13 protein-coding genes are annotated in these 17,637 nt (G+C 69.5%); 6 read left to right on the plus strand and 7 right to left on the minus strand.

Translation table 11 applies throughout. The features are described from left to right. Positions 1-35: 35 nt before the first annotated feature. The 7 genes from DFR41_RS17495 to DFR41_RS17525 all read right to left on the minus strand — a co-directional run bounded on the left by DFR41_RS17495 (position 36) and on the right by DFR41_RS17525 (position 10,672). Complete coding sequence (locus DFR41_RS17495; protein ID WP_231394215.1) at positions 36-1,847, minus strand: glycosyltransferase family 2 protein; 1,812 nt, start codon at positions 1,845-1,847, stop codon at positions 36-38. A gap of 97 nt (positions 1,848-1,944) precedes the next feature. Then, positions 1,945-3,498: a carbohydrate porin gene (locus tag DFR41_RS17500; protein WP_114803670.1), complete on the minus strand. Its 1,554-nt coding sequence runs from the start codon at positions 3,496-3,498 to the stop codon at positions 1,945-1,947. Further along, entirely contained in the window at positions 3,495-4,067 is a 573-nt protein-coding gene (locus DFR41_RS17505) for a hypothetical protein (RefSeq protein ID WP_114803671.1), read from the minus strand. Before DFR41_RS17505 ends, DFR41_RS17500 begins: the two co-directional genes overlap by 4 nt. Before the next feature lie 86 nt (positions 4,068-4,153). Beyond that, entirely contained in the window at positions 4,154-5,590 is a 1,437-nt protein-coding gene (locus tag DFR41_RS17510) for an efflux transporter outer membrane subunit (RefSeq protein WP_114803672.1), read from the minus strand. Positions 5,591-5,634: 44 nt separating this feature from the next. Beyond that, positions 5,635-8,760 (minus strand): efflux RND transporter permease subunit, encoded by a 3,126-nt coding sequence (locus DFR41_RS17515; protein ID WP_114803673.1) that lies wholly within the window; start codon positions 8,758-8,760, stop codon positions 5,635-5,637. Next, positions 8,753-9,880 (minus strand): efflux RND transporter periplasmic adaptor subunit, encoded by a 1,128-nt coding sequence (locus DFR41_RS17520; RefSeq protein WP_114803674.1) that lies wholly within the window; start codon positions 9,878-9,880, stop codon positions 8,753-8,755. Before DFR41_RS17520 ends, DFR41_RS17515 begins: the two co-directional genes overlap by 8 nt. 357 nt (positions 9,881-10,237) lie before the next feature. Further along, positions 10,238-10,672, minus strand: coding sequence for a MarR family winged helix-turn-helix transcriptional regulator (locus DFR41_RS17525; RefSeq protein WP_114803675.1), 435 nt, complete (start codon positions 10,670-10,672; stop codon positions 10,238-10,240). Positions 10,673-10,802: 130 nt separating this feature from the next. Between DFR41_RS17525 and DFR41_RS17530 the strand changes: the two genes are divergently transcribed. From DFR41_RS17530 to DFR41_RS17555, 6 genes are all read left to right on the plus strand, one after another. Next, complete coding sequence (locus tag DFR41_RS17530; protein ID WP_114803676.1) at positions 10,803-11,915, plus strand: substrate-binding domain-containing protein; 1,113 nt, start codon at positions 10,803-10,805, stop codon at positions 11,913-11,915. A 144-nt stretch (positions 11,916-12,059) separates the two neighbouring features. After that, positions 12,060-13,577 (plus strand): amidase, encoded by a 1,518-nt coding sequence (locus DFR41_RS17535; RefSeq protein ID WP_114803677.1) that lies wholly within the window; start codon positions 12,060-12,062, stop codon positions 13,575-13,577. Between the two features lie 115 nt (positions 13,578-13,692). Continuing rightward, positions 13,693-14,919 carry an urea ABC transporter substrate-binding protein gene (locus DFR41_RS17540; RefSeq protein WP_017761313.1) on the plus strand — a complete coding sequence of 409 codons (1,227 nt, stop codon included), beginning with the start codon at positions 13,693-13,695 and terminating at the stop codon, positions 14,917-14,919. 31 nt (positions 14,920-14,950) lie between these two features. Beyond that, positions 14,951-15,817 (plus strand): ABC transporter permease subunit, encoded by an 867-nt coding sequence (locus tag DFR41_RS17545; RefSeq protein ID WP_017761314.1) that lies wholly within the window; start codon positions 14,951-14,953, stop codon positions 15,815-15,817. Further along, a complete protein-coding gene (locus tag DFR41_RS17550; protein ID WP_017761315.1) occupies positions 15,814-16,911 on the plus strand; it encodes a branched-chain amino acid ABC transporter permease in 1,098 nt (365 codons plus the stop codon). Before DFR41_RS17545 ends, DFR41_RS17550 begins: the two co-directional genes overlap by 4 nt. Continuing rightward, positions 16,908-17,624, plus strand: a complete 717-nt coding sequence (locus tag DFR41_RS17555) for an ATP-binding cassette domain-containing protein (RefSeq protein WP_017761316.1) — start codon at positions 16,908-16,910, stop codon at positions 17,622-17,624. The genes DFR41_RS17550 and DFR41_RS17555 overlap by 4 nt, the downstream gene beginning before the upstream one ends. Positions 17,625-17,637: the final 13 nt, after the last annotated feature.

A 17,637-nucleotide genomic window follows, 5' to 3' on the forward strand; every position in this document is an offset into this window, starting at 1 on the left:
TGGGCCGAGGCCTCTCTTCAGATCGATGGCATTCACTAGCGGGCGAGCTGCCACCGCGCTTCATAGGCGGCCAGCTGCGTGCCCGCGTACCAGTCCAGCCGCACGTTGGGGTTGTGGAACCGGTCTTCCGCGAAGCGGTCCGGCCACTTGGCGGTGATGTGTCCGAGCTCGCGCGCGGCGCGCTGCTGCTTTTCTTCGTTGGCGTGGTCGTGCCCGCGCGACACGCTTTCGAGGTGCAGCAGGGTCGCGAACGGCGTGCACACGTTGCGGTAGCCGGCGTCGGTGGCCTTGAGGCAGAGGTCGACGTCGTTGAACGCGATGGCCAGGTGCTTCTCGTCGAAGCCACCGAGAAGCTGGAAGACCTCGCGCCGGATGGCCAGGCAGGCGCCGGTGACTGCGAGGTAACCGCGGGCGCCGGCCAGTCTGCCGTCCGCGCCGGGCGCCATCGCATCGTCCGTGCGGGATACGTGCATGGCCAGCCGGTCGGGTTGGAGGATCACCCCGGCGTGCTGGACGGTGCCATCGGCGTACAGCAGCTTGGCGCCGACGCAGCCGATGTCCGGTCGCATGGCCTGCGCCACCATCTCCTTGAGCCAGTCCGCATCCAGGATCTCTGTGTCGTTGTTCAGGAACAGCAGAACCCCGCCGGTCGCCGCACGGGCGCCGAGGTTGTTGATGCGCGAGAAGTTGAAGGCGCCCGGCGTCTTCAGGATGCGCACGCGAGGGTCCTGGCGCAGCTCTGCGAACAGGGCATGGGTCTGGGGCTCGGCGCTGTCGTTGTCGAGCACCACGACTTCCAGATCGGGGTAGTCGGTGTGCCGTAGCAGGCTGTTCAGGCAGTTGGCGAGCAGATCTGCGCGGTCCCGCGTGGGCACCAGGATGCTGACGCGCGGCGCGGGCTGCGGCAACGGGCGGCGCACCCAGTTGACGACCGGGGCCAGGATCGACGGGGCCACCTCGACGGGGGTGCCGCTCTGCGTCGACGCCACCTGCTGGGCGGCCCGACGTGCGGCCGCCGCATAGGCTTCGATCGCGCGGGCCGTCGCGGCACTGTCCGGTGCGAGCGGTATGCGCCGATGGCAAAGGACGGCAGGAATGTGCCGCACCCGCCAGGCCGGCAGCGGCAGGCCGATCCGACAGCCCAGTTCATAGCGCGCGGCAGGCCCAAACTCGGGGCGCAGCCCGCCACTGCGCAGCACTTCGGCGCGGCGGAACAGGCACAGCCCTTCCAGCAGATCGAAGCCCAGCTGGGCCTCCGGATCCCAGCCCGGCTTGAAGCGCGGCCTGCAGCGCGTGCCATCGGCGGCGATCCAGTCCTCGTCGGCGTAGACGATGTCGGTCTCGGGCCAGCGCGCCAGCGTCATCCGAAGAGCGGCCACCGCCGTGGGCGCAAGCTGGTCGCCCGCGCTGAGCAGGCCGACATGTTCGCCGCCGGCATGGGTGAGTGCCAGCTGCTGCAGCGCCGGCACAGTGACGTCGCCCTCGCTGGCGACGATGACACGCACCTTCAGCGACTGCGGCACCAGGGCGAGGACACCCAACATCGCCGCCTGGCGTGTGGGGCTGCAACTGAGCAGGACGTCGAACTGCAGGCACATCTGCGCGGCGAGCGACGACAGCGTCGCCCGCACCGCGCGATCATGCGTGTCGTCGGCGACGACGAAGGTGATGCCAGAGGGGTGGGGGACCGCCGTCAGGGCAGCGCGCAGCGCTTCGCGCTCGGCGTCGGCGGACGATGATTCGCGTGCGATCCAGGCCCGGTACTCGGCGCTCGCGAAGGGTGAAAACGCACAGGCCGCCGACCAGTGCGCGCACCGGGCGGGGTCGAGAGACGAAACAACGGACAACGAAACTCCCCGAAATGGCCATGAACGCGCCACCCGTCGATCGCTGCGACAGCTGGTCCGAAGAACGCAACCTCACCTTTTGGCAGATTGCAATTCTTTAGTGGCGTGAACATTGATGAAATTTCATGACACTGGTCGTCACAAAATCTCCCCATTCGGTGTAGGACAGGGCGGACCAGGGTGACAGGGGCCGGCTCCTCCCCCGGGGCGCGTGGAGCTGGGGCTCCGCGAGGCTGTGCAGCCCCTCAGTCCCGTCAGACTCCGTGTGAAGCCGCACCGAGCCGACATGCACCGGCCCGCGGTCGGCGTTGTAGCCGGGATGGCGGATGTGCTGCCAGTCGAGCGTCACCCAAAACGCCCGCGTCACCTGAATGGCGTAGAAAACCTCGACCACCGTTTCGGTGCCGTAGCGCAATGCCCCGTCGCCCAGGAAGGTGCCCATGCCGCCTGCCGCCAGGTAGTCGCGGCGTGCGTGCGAGAGGCCGTTCGCCGCGGCGGCCACGCCCACCGTGTCCTGACCCCGGCCCCAGGCGCTGCCGCGCAGCAGGGCGCCCGCGGAGAGCGAGCGGTCGATCTCGGTGAAGGCATAGGTCTCGGTGCCGCCGTCGGCCCGGCTCCAGCGGGCGAAGAGGCCCAGGTCTTCGGCCATGGCCTGCTCCAGGCCCAGGCCGATGCCGCGCTTGCTGCGGTCGCCGCCGCGCACGGCGTCGAGGCTTGGGGTGTCGCCCGTGGCCTGCGCCAGCGCCATCGCGTCCTGGAAGCTGGCCATGCGCGCCCGGTTGCGGAAGACCAGCAGCCGCAGCTTGCCGGGCTGGCCGTCCAGCTGGTGGGCATGCTCCAGCTCGACCTGGTCGCCGTAGTGGCGCAGGAAGCGCGGATCCAGCGGCTGGCCGTTGGGCTCGTAGGGCTGGATGAAGCGGCCGGCGCGCAGGGCCCAGTCGTCGTGGTAGCGCTCCAGCAGCGCGCCCCAGGAGTAACCGCGCCCGTCCGCCGCATAGTCGTAGGCGCCGTAGGTCATGAAGGCCCAGTTGAGGAACTGGGTGCGCGGGTCGTGGGCATAGGCGTTGTTGTCGAACGCGTCCAGCACCGACAGGTTGCCGGCGGTCAGCACCCAGCGGCGCCGGTCGGCGGTGCCGGCGAGCTGGGTCAGGCCGGAGGCCTGCACTTCCTCGCCGCCACCCTCGCCCCAGGTCTGGCGCAGGAAGAGGCGGGCGCGGTACAGGCCCAGGTTGGGTGTGGCCGAGCGGGCCATCTCGCCATTGGTGAAGCCGCCCAGGCCCGTGAGGCCCGACAGCGGCACGCCCTGGGCGCCTTCGGCATTGAAATACAGCTCGCCGCCCCGCCAGGGCCGCATGCCGACCATGGCGGTGACGGTGAACGAATAGCTCAGCGCCCGCTCGGTGCCCAGGCTGTTGTGGCCGGAATAGGCGGCCGGGAAAGCGGCCTTGTCTTGCCAGACGTAGGTGGACTGGAAGGCGGTGCCCCATTCCTGCTCGGGTGTCGCGGCGGGCGCCTCGACCGGCTCGGCCTTGGCGGCGCCGGCCAGCAGCAGGGCGAGGGCGGCGGCGATGGCGGACGGGACGCGCGGTGCGCCGCGACCGCGCACCCGAAGAAGAGCGGCACGTCGTGCCGGGGGGATCGATGGCTTCATTTCGTCGGTCGCGTGGGGTCCTCCCGCAGATCGGCCACCAGCCGCGTGCGGCGTGCCCGGGCCTGCAGTACGGCATCGGGCTCGAGCTCCCACCCGTAGTCCATGTGCCAGAGCCCGGCCAGGGTGGCGATGTGCAGGTAATGCACCTCGCCCGCACGCCCATCGAGCGAGATGGTGTGCGGCGGGTGGCCTTCGGCGTGCAGCGCGAACGCATGCGCACCCGGCAGCACGCGCAGGCGCAGTGTGGTCGAGGGCAGCGTGTCCGCCAGCGGCTGGCCGTCCAGGGACACGGCCACGCGGTGCGGGCCGTCGCTCCAGTTCTGACGCACCACGTAGACGGTCAGGGCCTGCGGGTCGGGTGCGAAGTGCCATGCCTGCTGGGCCGTGTCGGCGTCGGGCAGCGGTCCGTCGAGGCAGGGCCCGTGGTGGCCATGTGCCAGCGGGTTGAGGAAGCAGTAGGCGCCGCCGGCCTGCACCTCGCGGCCGGGCAGGGCGGCGCAACCCGCCAGGCCGAACAGGGTGGCGGGCAGGGTGAGCAGGGCGAGGCGATGCCAGTGTGAAGCCTTCATGGTCTTGTCTCCGGATCGTGGGTGCGCGCGCCCATGGCTGATGGAGAGGGCGTTCCAGGCTCGGCTTTGCACCGCGGCGCGCCAGCCTATCGCGCCGAGCTGTCGGCCACCTGCCACCAGCCGCCCAGGGCCTGGTACAGCGCCACGCTGTCGCCGAGCCGGGCGGCGCGCGCCTGGGCAGTGGCCAGCACCGCCTGCTGCAGCGTCTGCTGCGCCAGGACCAGGTCTGCCTGGGCGGCAGCACCCGCCTCGCGCTGCCGCTGCACGGCGGCCAGGCTGCGACGCGCGGCCGCCTCGGCCGCGGCGGTGGCGCTCAGCGTGTCGGCATCGCTCACGATGGCCTGCAGCGTGTCGGCGGTGTTCTGGAAGGCCGTGAGCACGGTGCTGCGGTATTGCGCCTCGGCCTGCGCGTAGGCAGCCTGCGCGGCGCGCTGCTGGTGCAGCAGCGCGCCACCGTGGAAGACCGGCTGCAGCAGCGTGCCGCCCACCGACCAGAAGCCGCCGCCGCTGCGCAGCAGCTGCGACACGCCCAGCGCCGAACTGCCCAGCGTGGCCGTGAGCGTGAGGTCGGGCAGGCGCGCCGCCGTGGCCACGCCCACCTGGGCGGCGGCCGCATGCAGCTGGGCCTCGGCGGCGCGGATGTCGGGGCGCTGTTGCACCAGTTGCGAGGGCAGGCTCACCGGCAGTTCGGCCGGCAGCTGCAGCGCATCGAGCGTGAACTGCTGCGGCAGCGGATCGCCCGGCAGCCGGCCGGTGAGCACCGCCAGCCGGCTGCGCTGCGCGGCCAGCTGCTTCTGCAGCGGCGGCAGCGTGGCCTGGACCTGGGCCAGGGCACTCTCCTGGGCGGCGATGTCGACGCCACCGATCTGGCCGGCCGCATGCTGGCGGCGGGCACCGTCGAGCAGGCGGGTGGCCAGCTCGACCAGCTGCTGCGTGGCGTCGATCTGCGCGCTTAGCGCGGCCTCCTGGATCGCGGTGCTCACCACGTTGGTGACCAGCGTGGTGCCCACCGCTTCGCGCTGCCAACGCTGGACGTCGACCTGCGCGTCCTGCGCCTCCACGGCGCGGCGCGTGCCGCCGAAGACATCGGGCGCGTAGCCGATGCTGAGCTGCGCCGTGTGCAGCGTGTAGCGGGTGATGTCGCCGTCGGCCAGCGGGCTGGAGAGGGCGCCGGAGGTCTTCTGGCGCGTGGGCGTGTAGCTCGCGTCCACCGTGGGCCAGAATGCGCCGCGCTGGGCGAGGGCCGTCTCCTGCGCACTGCGCAACGCGGCCTCGGCGGCCTGCAGGTCGGGGCTGGCGGCCAGCGCAGCATCGACAAGGGCGTCGAGGCCGGGGGAGCCGAAGGCCTTCCACCATTGCGAGGCGACGCCCTGGCCCAGGGCGAAGCGCTGCGCCCCGCCGGCCGGGCCCTCGGCCCCGGCCGTGCGCGCGGGCAGGGGCGCCGCGGCCACCGACGGTGTGGCGGGTGCGGCCGGCGCGTGGAAGTCCGGGCCGACGGCGCAGCCCTGAACCAGGCCGAGCATGGCCAGCAGCGATATGGGAAGAAGTGAGCGGAGTCGGAGGGTTGTCACGGCTGGACCTCCTGCGTCGGGATGTCATGTGAGGCGGGCGCGGCGGGCGAGGCACGCCGCCGCTCCAGCCGCGCTTCGATCAGGTGGTAGAGCGCCGGCAGCAGCGCCAGCGTCAGCACCGTCGCGCTGACCAGCCCGCCCACCACCACGGTGGCGAGCGGCCGCTGCACGTCGCTGCCCAGCCCTGTGGCCAGCATGGCCGGGGTGAGGCCCAGGGCGGCCACGGTGGCGGTGGTGAGCACCGGCCGCATGCGGCTGCGGGCGCCCTCCATCACCGCCTCGCGCAGCGGCCGGCCTTCCTCGGTGCGCAGGCGGTTGATCTGCGACAGCATCAGCACGCCGTTGAGCACCGCCACGCCGAAGAGCGCGATGAAGCCCACCGCACTCGACACGTTGAGCGTCATGCCCCGCAGGTGCAGCGCCGCCAGCCCGCCCAGCATGGCCAGCGGCACCGCGGCCAGCACCAGCAGCGGCTGGCGCAGGTTGCCGAAGGCGCCGAACAGCAGCAGGAACATCAGCCCCAGCGTCATCGGCAGGATCAGCGCCAGGCGGGCCTGGGCCCGCTCCAGGTTCTCGAACTGGCCGCCCCAGCGCAGCTGCACATGCGTGTCGGCCGGCGTCACGTCGCGCGCGACGGCGGCCTGCGCGTCCTTCAGAAAGCCCGCCAGGTCGCGGCCGCGCACATTCAGCCGCACGATGATGTTGCGTTCGGCCATCTCGCGCACGATGACGCTTTCGCCGGCCACGGTGCTCAACTTGGCCACGGCGGAAAGCGGCACCTGCTCGCCCGTGGCCGACTTCAGCGTGAGGTTGCCGATGGCATCGACGCTGGCGCGGGCCTTCTCGGGAAAGCGCACCGTCATGTCGTAGCTCCTCTCGCCCACGTAGAGCCGGCCGATGGGGGTGCCGCCCACGCCGGTGGCGATCAGGTCGGCCACCGCGGCGGCGTTGATGCCGTGGCGCGCGGCGGCGGCGCGGTCCAGCTCGATCTTGAGGTTGGGCAGTGGCGGCTCCACGTCCACCGCCACGTCGGCGGCGCCGGGCACGTGGCGCAGCGTCTGGGCCACCCGGTTGGCCACGTTGCGGATCTGCGCCAGGTCGTCGCCGAAGACCTTGACCGTGAGGTCGCCGTGAGCGCCCGAAAGCTTGTCCTGCACACCGTCGATCATGGGTTGCATGAAACCCACCGTGTAGCCCGGCATCTGCGCGAAGCGCTGCGCCATGCGGTCGATCAGCTCCTGCTTGCTCAGGCCCGACGTCCATTCGCTGTACGGATGCAGCCCCACGCTCGCCTCGATGTGCGAAGGCGTCCAGTAGTCGGTGCCGTCGTCGTTGCGGCCGGTCTGCGTGACCACGTACGACACCTCGGGGAAGGCCAGCGTGGCCTTGCGCAGTTCGTCGGCCATGGCCGAGGCCCTGGCCAGCGTGATGCCCGGCGGCATCTGCACCTGCAGCCACAGCGAGCCTTCGTCCAGGTAGGGCAGGAAGTCGTGGCCCGTGGTGACGAACAGGCCGACCAGCACTACCAGCGCCAGTGCACAGGCCGCGAGCACGCCGCGCGCCCGGCCCACCGTGTGGGCCAGGAAGCGCCCATAGCGCACCGCCAGCCATTCGAGCACCGGGTTGTGCACGATGCGCCGCGGCTTGCGCAGCGCCAGCCAAGCCAGCCCCGGAATCAGCGTGAGGGCCACCAGCAGTGCGCCCGCCAGCGCCGCGCCCACCGCATAGGCCATGGGCGAGAAGAGCTTGTATTCGATGCGCTGGAAGGCGAAGAGCGGCAGGTAGGCGCACACGATCACCACCATGCCGAAGAAGATTGGGCGCGCCACCTGCAGCGTGGCCTCGATGGCGTCGCTGGCCGACAGCGGCCGGCCTTCGGCCTCCTCGCGGCGGCGCAGGATGTTCTCCACCAGCACCACCGCACCGTCCACCAGGATGCCGAAGTCGATGGCGCCCAGCGACAGCAGGTTGGCCGGAATGTGGAACTGGTGCATGAAGATGAAGGCGATCAGGAGCGCCAGCGGAATCGTCAGCGCCACGATGGCCGCCGCGCGCGGGCTGCCCAGGAAGAGCAACAGCACCACCGCCACCAGCACCATGCCCTCCATCAGCGTGGACGAGACCGTGTGCAGCGTGGCGTCGATCAGCGAGGTGCGGTCCAGATAGGGCACCACCTTCACGTCCTTGGGCAGCAGATGCTCGTTGAGCTCCTGCACCGCCTCGTGCACCGAGGCCAGCGCCGTGGAAGGGTTGCGGTCCTTCAGCAGCAGCACGATGCCTTCGATGGTGTCGGGGTTGGCGTCCTTGCCCAGCACGCCGCGGCGCTCGACATTGCCGTAACTCAGCCGGCCCAGGTCCTTGACCAGCACGGGCACGCCGGCCTTGGTCTTGACCACCACGTTGCCCATGTCGTCCAGCGAACGCAGCAGGCCCACGCCGCGCACCACGTAACTCTGCTCGCCGCGGTCCACGATGCTGCCGCCGCCGGTGGCGTTGTTGTTGTTGAGCGCGTCCTTCACGTCTTGCAGCGACAGGTCGTACTGCTGCAGCCGGTCGGGCTCAAGCTCCAGCATGAACTGGGTCGTGAGGCCGCCGAAGTTGGCCACGTCCACCACGTCGGTGGCCTTCTTCAGGCGCGGGATCACGGTCCAGAACTGCAGCTCCGACAGCTCGCGCAGGCTGCGGGTTTTCGATTCGAGCGTGTAGCGGTAGATCTCGCCGGTGGGCGAGGTGTAGGCATCCAGCCCCGGCGTGGCGCCGTAGGGCAGGGTGACCGCGTTGATGCGCTCCTGCAGGCGCTGGCGGGCGAAGTAGCCGTCGGTGCCGTCCTCGAAGACGACGGTGATCAGCGACAGCGCGAACAGGCTGCGCGAGCGCAGCACATGCATGCCGGGCGTGCCGAGCAGCGCGCGCTCCAGCGGCACGGTGATCTGCTGCTCCACCTCCTCGGCGCCCAGGCCGGGCACCTGCGTGACGATCTGGGAGCTGACATCGGCGATGTCCGGATAGGCCTCGATGGGCAGCTGCTTCCAGCTCCAGTACCCGTACAGCGCCACGAAGACGAACAGCAGCCACGCGATGCCGCGCCGCTGGAAGGCGAGGGTGACGAGCTTCTCAATCATTGAGCAGCACTCCGCCCTGCACCACGATGCGCTCGCCGGCCTTCAGCCCCGAGACGACCTCCACCTTGTCGTCGGTCGAGCGGCCCAGCACCACCAGCCGTGATTCGTACTGGAAGGGCGCCTGCTCGACGAACACGCGCGTGGCCAGGCCGCTCTGCAGCACCGCGGTGGCCGGAATCAGCAGCGCCGGCTGCGAGGGCCCTTCCAGCGTCGCGTGCGCATACATGCCCGGCTTGAACAGCCGCTCGCGGTTGTCGATGGCCACGCGCACGTGCACAGTGCGGGTGTCGGTGTCCACCAGGTCGCCGATGTAGCGCGCCTTGCCCTCGAACTGCCGACCTGGATAGGCATCGAGCGCGATGTGCACCGCCTGGCCCACCGACAGGGCGGCGATGTCCTTCTCGTGCACGCTCGCCGCCAGCCAGACGGTGGAGATGTCGGCCACGGTCATCAGCGAGGCCGTGGTGTCGTTCCAGTAGCCGCCCAGGGCCCCGCTCATGTCGACCACGCGGCCCGCGATGGGGGCGCGCAGCACGTACTCGCGGCGCGATGCGGCATCCACCGGCGCGCCCAGCTGCGCCAGGCGCTCGCGCGCGGCGCGGGCATCGCTCTCGGCGGCGGTGAGCGTCTGGCGGGCGGCCTGCAGATCCTTGGCGGCGGCGATGTCGGCCTGGTTCAGCGTCTGCTGGCGCTCGAAGTCCTGCCGCGCCTGCAGCAGCGCGGCCTGGGCCTTGGCGTCGTCCCGGTAGGCCGCGCCCAGGTCGGGCGAATCCAGTGTGACCAGCGGATCGCCCGCCTTCACCGCATCGCCCAGTTGGTGGTGCAGCCGCACGATGCGCCCGGCCAGCGGCGGCACGATCTTCACCAGGCGCTCGGGCGCGGCCTCGATGGTGCCGGGCGCTTCGAGCGTGGGGGCAAAGGGCTGAGGCGCCACCGCCGCCACGATCAGGGCCTGCCGCAGCGGCGAGCCTTCGGGCACGCGGATGAGGGTGTCCTGGTGCTGGCGCGCCCCATCGGAGGGCGTGGCCTGCATTTGGGCGGTGGGTGCGGAGCGGCCGGCATCGCAGCCGGCCAGCGTGGCCAGGCACAGGAGAAGGGCGAGGGCGGGGATCGGCTTCATGGGCGTCTTCCGGGCGGTGTGAGAGAACGACGGACGTGGCGCGGCCATCGCCCGCTGCGGTGCAGCGGGCGGTCGCCAGGGTCAGGTCAGATGGATGTCAGCCGGACGCGCCCGGCAGGGCGTCGCCGCGTCGGCAGGGCGGGTCGTGCGTCAACGGCGGCGGGTGCGTGCCGCTGTCGTGCTGCCGCCATGGCCGGGCCGATGCGGCAATGGTCGCCGTGACGCGCCGCAGGAGCCAGCGCGCATTCGGTCGGTCAGGGATGCGGGAAGGATGGCGCGGCTATACCTTGGTATAGCGGCTCGACAGGGCAAGCCGCACCGTCGGCGGCGTGTCCAGGCCGCGGCGCGATGCGTGCTTCAGTGCGGCTCGATCTCGTCGATGAAGGTTTCGAGCAGCTTCTTGAGCTGGCTCGTCTTGCGCGGGCCCAGCGCCTCCTCGATCTGGCTGTGGTGCGCATCCACGCTCTTGCGCAGCCGAGCGACCGTCTCCAGGCCGAGGTCGCTGATGTAGACCAGCACGCGCCGGCTGTCGGCCGGATCGGCCGCGCGCTGGACCAGGCCGCGGGCGACCAGCTTGTCGATGTTCTTGGTCAGCGCAGGATGGTTGAGCAGCACCGCCTCGGCAAGGTCGCCCATCGAGCGGCCCCGCTCGTCGGCGAGCACCTGCAGGATGCGCCAGTGCTCCTCGGTCACCTCTTCCGCGGCGATGGACTGCGCCAGGCCGATGCGCATGCGACGGTTGGCGGAGGCCAGCAGGTAGGCCAGGTACTGCGATATGTCTTTCTCAGGCATGGCTCACGTCGGCGCGTGGGGGAAGGGTTTCCGATGGTAGCGCGCAACCCTTGCCTTGGAAAGCATTGGCGCAGTTTTTGCGACGCTGTCCCTCCTGTTGCCAACTTGGTGCACTGTCCCGGAGTTCTCGATGTTTCCATCCTCAGGACCCGCCACGCCGCGCCTGCCCGCCGGTCGGCTGCAGCGCCCGCTGCTCGCGAGCCATGAACTCAACATCGCGCTGTGCGTGCCGCTTGGCGGCTTCGCGGGCATCTGGGCGCCGTCGGCCCTGGCCTGTGCCAAGCTGGCCGTCTCCGAACTCAACCGCGAGGCGGGCCTGGGTGGCCGCGCCTGCCGGCTGCTGACGGTCAACGCCGCGGACGACGCGGCCGACATCGAAGCCACGCTGACGGAGCTGGTGCAGGCCGGCGACATCGACGCCATCGTCGGCATGCACACCAGTGCCGTGCGCCACCGCATCCTGCGCGCCGTGGGCGGGCGCATCCCCATCGTCTACACACCGCTGTACGAGGGCGGCGAGGCCAGCCCTGGCGTCTTCGCCATCGGCGAGACCGCCGAGCGGCAGCTGCGGCCGGCCATCCGCTGGCTGGGCGAGCGCAAGCGCCCGCGGCGCTGGTATGCGGTGGGCAACGACTATGTCTGGCCGCGCATGTCGCACCGCATCGCGCGCACCTGCATCGCCGAGACCGGGGCCGAACTGGTGGGCGAGACCTACGTGCCCTTCGAGACGACCGACTTCTCGGCTGTGCTGGAGGCCGTGCGCAAGGCCCGGGCCGACGCGGTGCTGGTCTCGCTGGTGGGGCAGGACTCCATCGAGTTCAATCGCGCCTTCGGCCGTGCGGGCCTGCACCGCCACATGCTGCGCCTGACCTGCGGCGCCGGCGAGAACGAGCTGCTGGGCTTCGGCGCCGACAACGCCGAGGAGTTCTATGCCGCCTGCGGCTACTTCGCCACGCTGGACACCGACGCCAACCTTGCGTTCAAGGCGCGCTACCGCGCCCACTTCGGCGAGCGCGCGCCCACGCTGAGCACCCATGGCCAGTCCACCTACGAGGGCATGCACTTCCTGGCCGCGCTGCTCGACCGCGGCGAATGCACCGGCCGCAGCCGCGCCACCAGCGTCGGCACCATCGCCTACCGCAGCGCCCGCGACGCCGCCTTCGAGGCCGGCGAACCGAGCGGTGTGCCCATCTATCTCGCGCGGGCCGAGGGCAATGCCTTCCGCGTGCTGACACGGCTCTGACCTGGCTTCGATACCGCTTTTTATTTTCCAAAGCAAAGAAAATACTTGACCAGGAAAATATAAGTTCCCAGAATCGATCCGTGAAACGCAAGGTGTCCGACTGCTTCGGGCGCCTCTTCTTCCCTCGTGACACGGAGTTCCTTCATGGCCATCAAGCGCCCCACCGTCGAACAGCTGCAGGACGTCGCACTCAGCCTCGGCATCCATCTCTCCGATTCCCAGGCTGCCAGCTACAACGCACTGCTGCAGTCCAACTTCGACGCCTACGACGCGGTGGACGCGATGCCCGACTACCAGCCGGCCGTCAGCTATGCCCGTACGCCCGGCTACTTTCCCTCGGCCGAGGAGAACCCGTACGGCGCCTGGTACGTGAAGACCACCATTCAGGGGAAGCCCGGCGGCAAGCTCGCCGGCAAGACCGTGGTGCTGAAGGACAACGTCTGCCTGGCCGGCGTGCCCATGATGAATGGCGCTTCCACGCTGGAGGGCTATGTGCCCAACGTCGACGCCACCGTCGTCACGCGGCTGCTGGATGCCGGCGCCACCATCGTGGGCAAGGCCAAGTGCGAGTACTTCTGCTTCTCGGGCGGCTCGCACACCAGCTCGCCCTCGCCGGTGCACAACCCCTGGCGCATGGGCTATTCGGCCGGCGGTTCGTCCTCGGGCAGCGCGGCGCTGGTTGCAGCCGGCGAGGTGGACATGGCCATTGGTGGCGACCAGGGCGGCTCCATCCGCATGCCGGCCTCCTACTGCGGCATCTACGGCATGAAGGCCACGCATGGCCTGGTGCCCTACACCGGCGTCATGCCCATCGAGCTGACCATCGACCACACCGGCCCGATGACGGCGAACGTCACCGACAACGCGCTGATGCTCGAAGCGCTGGCCGGTCCGGACGGGCTGGACCCGCGCCAACATGCCGGCCAGGGCCCCAAACCCTACAGCGAGCTGATGAAGACGGGCGTGCAGGGCCTGCGCATCGGCATCGTGACCGAGGGCTTCGGCTGGCCTCAGTCGGATGCGGCCGTCAACGAGAAGGTACGCAACGCCGCCGAGGTGTTCACACGTCTGGGGGCCACCGTGAGCGAGGTGTCGGTGCCGATGCACGCACTGGGCCCGGCCATCTGGCTGCCCATCGCCGCCGAGGGCGCGACGCAGCAGATGATGAAGGACAACGGCCACGGCTTCAACTGGAAGGGGCTGTACGTGACCAGCCTGGTGGACTTCCACGCTGGCTGGAAGCAGCGTGCCGACGAGCTGTCCGACACGCTCAAGATCACCATGGTGCTGGGCGAGTACTTCATCCAGCACTACCGCGGCCACTTCTATGCCAAGGCGCAGAACCTCAGCCGCAAGCTCACTGCCGCCTACGACGCCGCGCTGTCGGACTTCGACCTGTTGCTGATGCCCACGCTGCCGATCACGGCCACGCCCATTCCGAAGCCGGGCGCGTCGCTGGAAGAAGTGATCACGCGCGCCTTCGAGGTGCTGCCCAACACCTGCCCGTTCGACGTCACGGGGCACCCTGCCATGAGCATTCCCTGCGGACTGGTCGACGGCCTGCCCGTCGGAATGATGCTCGTCGGCCGCAACTACGAGGAAGAGACCATCTACCGCGCCGCCTATGCCTTCGAGCAGGCCGGCGACTGGAAAGCCCTCTGAGCCATTCGAGCCGGGCGGTGCGCTGCGCCCGCCCCGGACCCCCGCGTTCCCGTCCCTTCATCCCTTCCACACACAACGACGGCCTGCGTCCGTCAGATCAACGAGGAGTGTTCCCATGGATCGTCGATCCTTCCTTCAAGGCTCCGCCACCGCCCTGGCCGGCACGGCGCTGCCGCTGCTGCCCATGGCTGCGATGGCGGCCGACGAGATCGTCGTCGGCAGCATCATCGACATGTCGGGCGGCCTCGACATCTACGGCAAGCCCATGGCGGACTGCATGACGCTGGCGGTGGAAGAGCAGAACGCAGCCGGCGGCCTGCTCGGCAAGAAGATCAAGCTGGTCACTTACGACCCGCAGTCCAACATGCAGCTGTATGCGCAGTTCGCGCAGCAGTCGGCCCTGCGCGACAAGTCCACGGTGGTGATGGGCGGCATCACCTCCGCCTCGCGCGAGGTGATCCGGCCGGTGCTCACCCGCAACAAGACGCTCTACTTCTACAACACCCAGTACGAAGGCGGCGTGTGCGACCGCAACACCTTCTGCACCGGCGTGACGCCGGGCCAGACGGTGGCCAAGCTCATCCCCTACGCCATGAAGAAGTGGGGCAAGAAGGTCTATGTGGTGGCCGCCGACTACAACTACGGCCAGATCACTTCGCAGTGGGTCAAGAAGTTCGTGCAGGACAACGGCGGCTCGGTCGCCTCCATCGACTTCTTCCCGCTGGACGTGACCAACTTCGGACCGACCATCTCCAAGATCGAGGCCGCCAAGCCTGACATGATCGTCTCGGCCCTGGTGGGCGGCGCGCACATCTCCTTCTATCGCCAGTGGGCGGCGGCCGGTCTGACCAAGAAGATCCCGCTGGCCTCGACCACCTTCGCCGGCGGCAACGAGCACATCGTGCTCTCGCCCGCGGAGACCGACGGCTTCCTGGTGTCGTACAACTACTTCCAGAACCTCGACACGCCGCAGAACAAGGCCTTCAAGGAGCGCTTCTACAAGCGCTTCGGCAGCGACTATCCCAACATCACCGAGCTGGCCATGGGCACCTACCAGGGCTTCAAGCTCTGGGCCGAGGCGGTGAAGAAGGCCGGCTCCATCGACCGCGAGAAGATGATCACCGCGCTGGAGAGCGGCATCAGCATCGACGCGCCGAGCGGCAAGGTCACGGTCGACGCCCAGACCCACCACTGCGTGCTGAACGTGAGCATTGCCGAGGTGCGCAACAAGCAGCTCAACATCGTCGAGACCTTCCAGCAGCAGCCCCCCGTGGACACCAGCGCGGTGTGCAACCTCCAGAAGAATCCGAAAGACAACCAGCAGTACGTGATCAAAGCCTGATGGAACGACCCGTACCGAGGAGTCAATCGACATGGATCTTGCGCTGATCGTGGTCATCCAGGTGCTGTATGCCGTGGCAGGCCTGGTGATCGTCTCGGCCGGGCTGGCCGTCATCTTCGGCATGATGAAGGTGATCAACCTGGCGCATGGCGAGTTCATGATGCTGGGGGCCTATACCGTCATCCTGGCGCTCAAGCTGGGCATCAACCTCTGGGTCGCCATGCTGGTGGTGGCGCCCGTGGCGGTCGGTGCCATCGGCGTGGTGCTGGAGCGGCTGGTCATCCGGCGGCTCTACGGCCGCATGGTCGACACCATGCTGGCCACCTGGGGGCTGTCGCTGCTGCTGGTGGGCATCGTGACCTCCATCGCGGGCAACACCACGGCCGGCGTGTCGGCGCCGCTGGGCAGCTTCTCGGTGGGCGCCTACTCGGTCAGCGGCTACACGCTGGTCATCATCGCCGTGGCGGCGGTGGTGGCCTTGGCCATCCGCTGGGTGCTCACCCGTACCCAGTGGGGGCTGATCGCGCGCGGCACCATGCAGAAGCCCGACATGGCCAATGCGCTGGGCATCAGTCCGAGCCGGGTGTATTCGGTCACCTTCGCCGTCGGCGCCGCGCTGTCGGGGCTGGCGGGCGGGCTGCTGGCGCCGCTCACGGGCGTCGTGCCGACCATGGGCGCGGCCTTCGTGGCCAAGGCCTTCATCACGGTGATCGGCGGCGGGCCGGCCATCCTCGCCGGGCTGCTGGGCGCCTCGTCGCTGTTCGGTGCCATCAACCAGCTCGCCACCTTCGCCACCACGCCCGTGCTGGGTGAGGTGGCGCTGCTCGTGGCCGCCATTGTCCTGCTGCGTGTGCTGCCGCAGGGCATCACCGGCCGTTTCTTCAAGGGGTCCCTGTGAACCGTTTCGCCAATTCGTGGGCGAGCGCCATCGTCTGCCTGGCCCTCGGCCTGCTGCTGATGCTGGGGCTGCCCGCCGTGATCGACGACTACACGCTGATCGAAGTCACCATCTACGTGGTCATGGCCATCCTCTCGGTGAGCCTGGCCTTCATCTGGGGCTATGGCGGCATCCTGTGCTTCGGGCAGGCGGCCCTCTTCGGCCTGGGCGCCTACACCTATGCCATCGCGGTGATGAACCTGGGCGACAGCACCTTGCCCTTCCTGCTGGCCATCGTGGTACCAGCGCTCTTTGCGGCACTGCTGGGCTACGTGATCTTCTACGGCCGGCTGTCGGACGTGTACATGGGCGTGATCACGCTCACCGTGACGCTGATCCTGTTCAACCTGGTCAATTCGACGGCGGGGCCCGAATGGCGTATCGGCGATGCGCCGCTGGGCGGCTTCAACGGCATCCCGGCCATTCCCACGCTCAACTGGCCCGGGCTGAAGGACGAGGTGCTCACGCCCAAGGACCTGTTCTACCTGGCCTTCGCCTGCCTGCTGGTCGTCTATGTCGGCCTGCGTGCCCTGCTCGCCTCTAAGGTCGGCCGGGTGATCGTGGCGGCCAAGGAGAACGAGCAGCGCGTGCTGCTGCTGGGCTACGACGCGCGGGCCTACAAGCTCTTCAGCTTTACGCTCGGGGGCGCCATCGCGGGGCTGGCGGGTTGCCTGTTCGCCAACTGGGGCGCCTTCACCAGCCCGACGATCTTCGGTCTGGCCCAGTCGGCGCAGATCATCATCTGGGTCATCGTCGGCGGGCTCGGGACGCTGGTCGGCCCGGTGGTGGGCGCGGTCGCCATCCAGTGGCTGACCACGCAGATCGGCACCCAGCAGACCCTCAACGCCAACCTCGTCCTCGGTGCCATCCTGGTGGTCTTCGTGCTGCTGGTGCCCAAGGGCATCGTGCCCACGGCCGGGCAGTTGATCGAGGCGGCATGGCGCAGGCTGCGGCACCCGCGGCCTGCCGTGCCTGCTGCGACGCGGCCTTCGGCGGCCTCTGCCGCCGATGGTGCCGGTGCTTCCCCCCTGGCCCCCATGGAGCCCACGCGATGACGCCGTTGATCGAGACCCGCGACCTCAACGTGCGCTTCGGCGGCGTGCATGCGACGCGCGACGTGAACTTCACCCTGGCCGAGAACGAGCTGCGCTGCGTCATCGGTCCCAACGGCGCCGGCAAGAGCACCTTCTTCAAGCTGCTGACCGGGCAGGTCAAGCCCACCTCGGGCCAGATCCTCTTCCGCGGCCAGGACATCTCGCGCATGCAGCCGCATGAGCCGGGGCGCCTGGGCATCGGCATCAAGACGCAGGTGCCGAGCCTCTTCAATGGACTGACCGTGTGGGAGAACGTGTGGCTGTCGGCGCGGCGCCTCAACAGCAGCATGCAGGCCGAGCGCATCACCCGCGAGACGCTGGAGCGCGTGGGCATGTCGGCCTATCGCGACGTGCAGGCCGGCCTTCTGGCGCACGGCCTGCGCCAGTGGGTGGAGATCGGTGTGGTGATCGCGGCCGATCCGCCGCTGATCCTGCTGGACGAGCCGGCGGCCGGCATGAGCGATGCCGAGGTGGCCCGCACGGCCGAATTGATCCTGGAGATCAACCGCCAGCATGCGCTGGTGGTGGTGGAACACGACATGAACTTCATCCGCATGATCGCGCGCAAGGTCACGGTGCTGCACCAGGGCGCGGTGATCCGCGAGGACGCGCCCGACCGCATCATGAGCGACCCGCTGATCCAGCAGATCTACCTGGGCAAGAAGCCCCACTGAGTGCGGAGACGGA

The organism is Pseudacidovorax intermedius (assembly GCF_003350475.1).
In the GTDB taxonomy this organism is placed as follows: Bacteria; Pseudomonadota; Gammaproteobacteria; order Burkholderiales; family Burkholderiaceae_C; genus Xenophilus; species Xenophilus intermedius.